The organism is Candidatus Accumulibacter vicinus (assembly GCF_000584955.1).
GTDB lineage: Bacteria > Pseudomonadota > Gammaproteobacteria > Burkholderiales > Rhodocyclaceae > Accumulibacter > Accumulibacter vicinus.
On sequence record NZ_JDSS02000022.1, the window covers coordinates 20,212 to 27,025 of the forward strand.

Consider the following 6,814-nt stretch of genomic DNA (forward strand, 5'->3'; position numbering starts at 1 on the left):
GGCCGCCGCGGTTGGCGAACTCGGGGTCGATCCCCCACTCGCCCTGGAAGCGCTCGAGTTCGTCGCGATCCTCGTCGGTATGGGTCAGGAACTCGGCGACGTCGAAGCCGATGCCGCCGGCACCGATGATCGCCACGCGTTCGCCAGCGACGCGCAAGCCTTCGATCAGGTCAACATACGAGATCACCTTCTCGTGCCCGATACCGGGCAGCTCAGGCTGCCGCGGCACGATCCCGGTGGCGAGAACGACATGCTCGAAGCCGGCATCGGCCAGATCGGAAGCTTCGCAACGCTTGCCGAGTTCCAGGGTGACCCCCGCCTCTTGCAGGCGGTGATCGAAATAGCGCAGCGTCTCGCTGAACTCCTCCTTGCCCGGGATCCGGCGCGCCAACCTGAACTGCCCGCCAATTTCCGCCGCTGCATCGAACAGGGTGACCCAATGGCCCCGTTCGGCAGCGGTCAGCGCGCAGGCCATTCCCGCCGGCCCGGCGCCGACGACGGCGATCCGCCTGGGCACGGCCGCCTTCTCGATCAACAGTTCGGTTTCCCGACAGGCGCGCGGATTGACCAGACACGAAGTGAGCCGGCCGGCGAAGATCTCGTCGAGGCAGGCCTGATTACAGGCGATACAGGTGTTGATCGTGTCGGCGCGCCCGGCGGCGGCTTTGTTCACGAAGTCGGCATCGGCGAGGAAGGGGCGAGCCATCGAGACCATGTCGGCACAGCCGGAAGCGATCACTTCCTCGGCGACCTCCGGCGTATTGATCCGATTGGTGGTGATCAACGGGATGTCCACCTCGCCCATCAGGCGCTTGGTGACCCACACGAAGGCCGCGCGCGGGACCATCGTGGCGATCGTCGGGATGCGCGCCTCGTGCCAGCCGATCCCGGTGTTGATCAGCGTTGCGCCGGCAGCCTCGATCGCCTTGGCCAGGGTCACGATCTCACCCCAGGTGCTGCCGCCTTCGACCAGGTCGAGCATCGACAGGCGGTAAATGATGATGAAGTTCGGCCCGCTTGCCGCGCGCACGCGCCGAACCGATTCGACGGCGAGGCGGATGCGGTTCTCGAAACAGCCGCCCCAGCCGTCCTCGCGGAAGTTGGTCTGCTGGGCGATGAACTGGTTGATCAGATAGCCTTCCGACCCCATCACCTCGACCCCGTCATAGCCGGCGAGTTGCGCGAGGCTGGCGCAGCGGGCGTAATCCTTGAGTGTCCGCTCGATGTCCTCCTCGCTGAGTTCGCGCGGGCGGATCGGCGAGATCGGCGCCTGTACCGCCGACGGCGCGACGGCTCCGCGATGATAGGCGTAGCGGCCGGTGTGCAGGATCTGCAGGGCGATCTTGCCGCCTGCCTGGTGGACGGCGGTCGTGACCTGCCGGTGCTTTTCGGCCTGCGCCTCGTTTTCGAGCACCGCCGCGCCGGGCATCACCACCCCGTCCTGGTTGGGCGCAATGCCGCCGGTCACGATCAGCCCGACGCCCCCACGCGCGCGCTCGGCATAGAAGGCGGCGAGACGGGCAAAGCCTTGCGGGGCTTCTTCGAGGCCGGTATGCATCGAGCCCATCAGGACGCGATTCTTCAGCGTCGTAAAACCGAGGTCGAGCGGAGCAAGCAGGTGGGGATAAGGGGGATGGTGCATTCGAACAGTCTCCTGGAACGGGTTGGGCGTAGCGCAAGTGATCAACAATTAAGCAAGCAATCGCTTGTTGGATTATCGGGGATTGGCTGTCTGGATGCAAGTGTGGAGTCCGCAGAATGGCAAGGATCAGCGCATTCCCGCGCCCGTGGTCGGCGCCGGGCGTGTCGTCCTGAGTCGCCAGCCAATCGCAGCGAGACGCGGCAGGCAGGCGTCTGATGCCCTGGAAATCCTGCCCGGTTTCCTGAAATGGCGAGCGGGTGGCGACGCCGGGCGCGGAATGCACTACCATCTCGGCCATGCGTATCCTCATCGTCGACGACGAACCCGCGATTTCCGATACCCTGGCCTATGCCCTGCAAGCCGACGGTTTCGCCAGCGATTGCTGTACCCTCGGCGCCGAAGCGCTGGCCCGACTGGGTGCCGGCGATCACGACCTGGTCGTCCTCGACGTCGGGCTGCCGGACATGAGCGGCTTCGACGTCTGTCGTGTCCTGCGGCGGCGCTCGGATGTGCCGGTGATTTTTCTCACCGCCCGATCCGACGAGGTGGACCGCATCGTCGGCCTGGAACTCGGCGCCGACGATTACGTGGCCAAACCCTTCAGTCCCCGCGAGGTGGTTTCCCGCGTCCGCGCCATCCTGCGCCGCACCCGGCCGGAGTGGCTCGCAGCTCCCCCTGCGATCACCGCGCCGCCGGCACGGTTCACAGTCGATGGCGATGGCTTGCGCATCGCCTACCACGGTGTCTGGCTCGATCTGACGCGCTACGAGTATCTCCTGCTGGCCTTGTTGTTGACACGGCCGGGGCGCATTCTGAGTCGCGGCCAGATCATGGAGAACGTCTGGCAGGATTGCGGTGAAAGCCTGGAGCGCACCGTCGATACCCACATCAAGACGCTGCGCAACAAGCTGCGGGCGGTGCGGGCCGACGAGGAGCCGATCCGGACCCACCGCGGTCTGGGCTACAGCATCGCCGTTCGCTAGGCCGGTCGCCGATGAACATTTCCGTTCGCCTGTTCATCGGCTATTTCCTGATCGTCGGCCTGGCAGCGTGGTTCGTGCTCAACATCTTCATGCGCGAGGCCGAGCCGGGAATCCGCCAGGCCACCGAAGAAACCCTGGTCGATACGGCGCATGTCCTCGCCGAACTGGCAGCGCCGGATCTCGCCAGCGGCAGGATCGCCGATGGCGAGTTCGCCAGGGCTCTGGCGGCGGCGCGCCAGCGTTCGCCGCAGGCAAGCATCTGGGGCGTACAAAAGGACAGCATCGACTTTCGCGTCTACATCACCGACGACCTGGGTCGGGTGGTCTTCGACTCCGAGGGTCTGGCCCTGGGCGCCGATTATTCGCAATGGCGCGACGTGGCGCGCGTGCTCAAGGGCGAATACGGCGCCCGCAGCACGCGCGCGCAGGCCGACGACGCCAGCTCGTCGGTGATGTACGTGGCCGCACCGATTCGTCACCAGGGGCGGCTGCTCGGCGTACTCTCGGTGGCCAAGCCGCTGTCCAGCGTCCTGCCCTACGTCGGCCACGCCGAACAACGCGTGAAACGCGCCGGCTACATCCTGCTGGCCGCTTCGGCACTGATCGGGGCGGTGTTCTCGGCCTGGCTGAGCTGGTCGATCAACCGCTTGCGGATCTACGCCCGCGAGGTCTCCGAAGGCCGCCAGGCCAACCCGCCGACCTCCGGCGGCCGTCAGTTCTCCGAGCTGGCACGCGCGCTGGCGCTGATGCGCGAACGCCTCGAAGGCAAGCAATACGTCGAACGTTACGTGCAGAACCTGGCGCATGAAATGAAGAGCCCGCTCTCGGCCATCATCGGCGCGGCCGAAATCCTCGAAGGCTGCCCTGCCGACGACGATCGGCGTCGTTTTGCGCTCAGTGTTGGCGAGCAGGCGCGCCGCCTGCAGGGGATCATCGAGCGAATGCTGATGCTGGCGCGGGTCGAGCAACTGCAGGCACCGGAAGACGCAGTCCAGGTTGACCTCAGCGAGCTGCTGCAGTGTTGCGTCGACGAGCGGAGCCTGCCGCTGCAGGCCCGCCGGCTGAGCTGCGCGCTCGCCATCGGCGAGCCGCTCGGCGTGCGTGGCGACCCTTTTCTGTTGCAGCAGGCGCTGCTCAACCTGCTCGACAACGCGATCGCCTTTTCGCCGACCGGAGGAAACATCGAAATCGCCCTGCAGCGTCGCGATCAACGCGCCGAGGTATCGGTTCGCGATCATGGCAGCGGTGCTCCGGACTACGCCCTGCCGCAGGTCTTCGACCGTTTCTACTCGCTGGCGAGCCCCGCCAGCGGCCAGAAGAGTTCGGGCCTGGGGCTCGCGCTGGTACGCGAAGTCGCGCGCCTGCACGGCGGTGAAGCCGATTTCGCCAACCATCCCGAGGGCGGTGCAGTGGCCCGCCTGCTGCTGCCGTCGGCCTGACTTCACCCTCGATTCACAGGGCTTCACCGCCGCTTCTTCATCCGTTCACCGAAGTGATCGAGACTCCCTGCACCATCCACCAGGGAGAACTTCATGGACAAGAAACTGCTTCTCAAACTCGTCGCCATCGGCTTCATGTCGCTCCTGCTGCTGGTGCCTCTGGCCCTCATCGAGGATCAGATCCGCCAGCGCAGCTCGCGTCAGGAAGAGGTTCAGCGCAGCATCGCCAATAGCGCTGCCGGCCCGCAAACGCTTACCGGGCCGGTACTCGCAATTGATTACCGGGAACAGATCGAGCCCGAAGTCAAGGAGGACCCCGCCACCGGCCGGACCAGGAGCACGCCGCGCTTCGTCGATCGTCGCCTGTATCTGCCGGCCGAGACACTGAAGCTGACCGGCGAGGCCCGCGTCGAAACCCGCCAGCGGGGCATCTACCAGGCCCGGCTCTATCACCTCGACCTGATGGTCGCGGGGCGCTTCGTGCTGCCCGTACACCTCGGTCTCGATGGCCAGCGCAGCATCGTCAGCGCCGAGGCGACGCTGCTGCTCGGCGTTTCCGACCCGCGCGGCGTAGACAACGATCCGCTGGTGAACCTGGGCGGCAAGAGTCGTCGCTTCTCGACCCCCAAGGGCTCGGCGCAAAACGGTGACGCGCTGGCGGGCGAACGCCTGGCCATCCCGCTCGGGAAGGTCGCCCTCGACGCGCCGACCTCGTTCGATTTCGACTTTCCCCTGCAACTGACCGGCACCCAGCGACTGGCCATCGCGCCGACCGCGGAAGCGAACACCATCGCGATCAAGTCGGACTGGCCGCACCCGAGCTTTGCGGGCCGCTTTCTGCCGCGCGAGCGCAGCATCAGCGACGCCGGGTTCACCGCCCGCTGGGAGGTGTCGCATCTGGCGCGCAGTTTTCCCAACACCCTGGCGGCCGCCAAGGGCGGGCCGAATCCCGAAGTGCTCGACATCCTCTTCATCGATCCGGTCAATGTCTACCTGCAATCCGAGCGCGCCGTCAAATACGGCATCCTGTTCATTACACTGACCTTCGCCGGATTCTTCCTCAGCGAGGTTCTGCGTCGCTCGCCGATTCACCCCTTGCAGTATCTGCTGGTCGGACTGGCGCTGGCGGTCTTCTTCCTGTTGCTGATCGCGCTCTCCGAGCACCTGCCCTTCGTTGCCGCCTACGCCATCGCCGCATCGGCCTGTATTGCCCTGATCGGAACCTATCTGGCAGGCGCGCTCGGTGATCGCCGCCAGGGCTATACCTTTGCGGCGGCGCTGGCCGGTCTCTACGGCGTGCTCTACGGCGTCCTGCTCTCCGAGGACAACTCGCTGCTGATGGGCAGCGTGCTGCTCTTCCTGGCACTTGGCGCGATCATGCTGGCCACGCGGCGCATCGACTGGTACCGGATCGGCCCGGCGCTCGCTGCCCGGCCGACCGAATGAGCCCTCGTCATGCTCCGGTTCGGCAGGCACTTCATCGTCGGTTTTCGTGCCCTGGAAGAGGTCGAAGCACTGGCGGCCAGTGGCCTGATCGGCGGCCTCTACCTGACGCGGCGCAACCTGCGGGCGGGCAATGTCGCCACCCTCGCCGCCGGGATCGCCAGGCTTCAGGACCTCCGCCGTGCCGCCGGCCTGCCGCCGTTGATTGTGGCCGCCGACCAGGAGGGTGGGCCGGTTGCCCACCTCTCGCCATGGCTGGAACGGCTGCCCGCACTGTCCAGCCTGGTCGGCGAAGCGTCACCGGCAACGCTTGCGATGCGGGCACGAACCTACGGCGAGCGACAAGGGAGAGCGCTGGCGGCGCTGGGTGTCAATCTCAACCTGGCGCCGGTGGTTGACCTGCGGCCGGCGCAGCCGGACTCCGCCGTCGACTTCCTGACCCGCATCGGCGACCGAGCCATCGACGAAGATCCGGCCGTGGTCAGCGAGGTCGCCCGGGCCTATGTGGATGGTCTGGCCAGTGCCGGTGTCGGCGCCACCCTCAAGCACTTTCCCGGACTCGCCCGCGTGCGGGCCGACACGCACTGGCGGCGCGCCACGCTGACAGCGGGCATCGATGAACTGCGTGGCGACTGGCAGCCCTTCCGCAGTGTCAGTACCCGCGCGTGCGCGGCGATCATGCTCGGCCACGTCGTTTTGCCGGCGGTGGACCCCGAACATGCCGTTTCCCATTCGCGCAGCGTGGTGCAGACCATCCTGCGTCAGCAATGGAACTATCGCGGTGTGCTGATCACCGACGATCTCAACATGGGCGCCGTGTACCGCCAGGGAATCGGCCGCGTCGCGGCACAGTCGCTGGCGGCCGGCGTCGATCTGCTCCTGGTCTCCTACGACCCCGACCAGTATTTTCGTGCCATCACCGGGGCCGCCCGGGCACTGGCCAGCGGTCAGATCGAGCGTGCGATGCTGCAGGCCAGCAGCCAGCGCCTGCAGCAATTTGGCCCTGGCAGCCCGTGCCGTTCGGCCTTGTTCTCCGCGCAAAGCGCACCGGAGCGACCGGGAGGATCGGTGGCCCCGGATGTTTGACGAGCTTGCCGTCACGGTCGATACTCCGTTCCTGCTCAGGGCGTTCGCGCGATGGCAGGGAGTCGGGTGGGTGATGCTGCTGGTCGGGATTTCTCTGGCGGCGCGGGGGGAAGGACCGTGAATCAGCGGCGGGAGCTGCCGGCAACGGTGACGGGCTGATCGACTTGCGCCGGTTGGACGGCCAGGCGGACAAGCCGGCCTGGCCGTCCCAGGCGCCCGCC

At 66.7% G+C, this 6,814-nt stretch carries 5 protein-coding genes; 4 read left to right on the forward strand and 1 reads right to left on the reverse strand.

The annotated features are described in order from the left end of the window. The coding region (locus CAPSK01_RS10465; protein ID WP_034926124.1) for an NADPH-dependent 2,4-dienoyl-CoA reductase at positions 1–1,642 on the reverse strand (1,642 nt) is incomplete at its 3' end. Between the two features lie 296 nt (positions 1,643–1,938). On the opposite strand from CAPSK01_RS10465, the gene creB reads away from it, so the two are divergent. From creB to CAPSK01_RS10485, 4 genes are all read left to right on the forward strand, one after another. Further along, a complete protein-coding gene (creB, locus tag CAPSK01_RS10470; RefSeq protein ID WP_034926134.1) occupies positions 1,939–2,625 on the forward strand; it encodes a two-component system response regulator CreB in 687 nt (228 codons plus the stop codon). An 11-nt stretch (positions 2,626–2,636) separates the two neighbouring features. Then, a complete protein-coding gene (creC, locus tag CAPSK01_RS10475; protein WP_034926126.1) occupies positions 2,637–4,064 on the forward strand; it encodes a two-component system sensor histidine kinase CreC in 1,428 nt (475 codons plus the stop codon). Between the two features lie 93 nt (positions 4,065–4,157). Next, entirely contained in the window at positions 4,158–5,510 is a 1,353-nt protein-coding gene (gene creD, locus CAPSK01_RS10480) for a cell envelope integrity protein CreD (protein ID WP_034926127.1), read from the forward strand. Positions 5,511–5,519: 9 nt separating this feature from the next. Next, positions 5,520–6,593 carry a glycoside hydrolase family 3 N-terminal domain-containing protein gene (locus tag CAPSK01_RS10485; protein ID WP_273703480.1) on the forward strand — a complete coding sequence of 358 codons (1,074 nt, stop codon included), beginning with the start codon at positions 5,520–5,522 and terminating at the stop codon, positions 6,591–6,593. Positions 6,594–6,814 lie beyond the last annotated feature (221 nt).

What these genes read in the sequence shown, in the direction of transcription:
- creC (WP_034926126.1), top strand. Translation starts at nt 2,637, where the DNA reads ATGAACATTTCCGTTCGCCTGTTCATCGGCTATTTCCTGATCGTCGGC.
- CAPSK01_RS10485 (WP_273703480.1), top strand. Translation starts at nt 5,520, where the DNA reads ATGCTCCGGTTCGGCAGGCACTTCATCGTCGGTTTTCGTGCCCTGGAA.
- creD (WP_034926127.1), top strand. Translation starts at nt 4,158, where the DNA reads ATGGACAAGAAACTGCTTCTCAAACTCGTCGCCATCGGCTTCATGTCG.
- creB (WP_034926134.1), top strand. Translation starts at nt 1,939, where the DNA reads ATGCGTATCCTCATCGTCGACGACGAACCCGCGATTTCCGATACCCTG.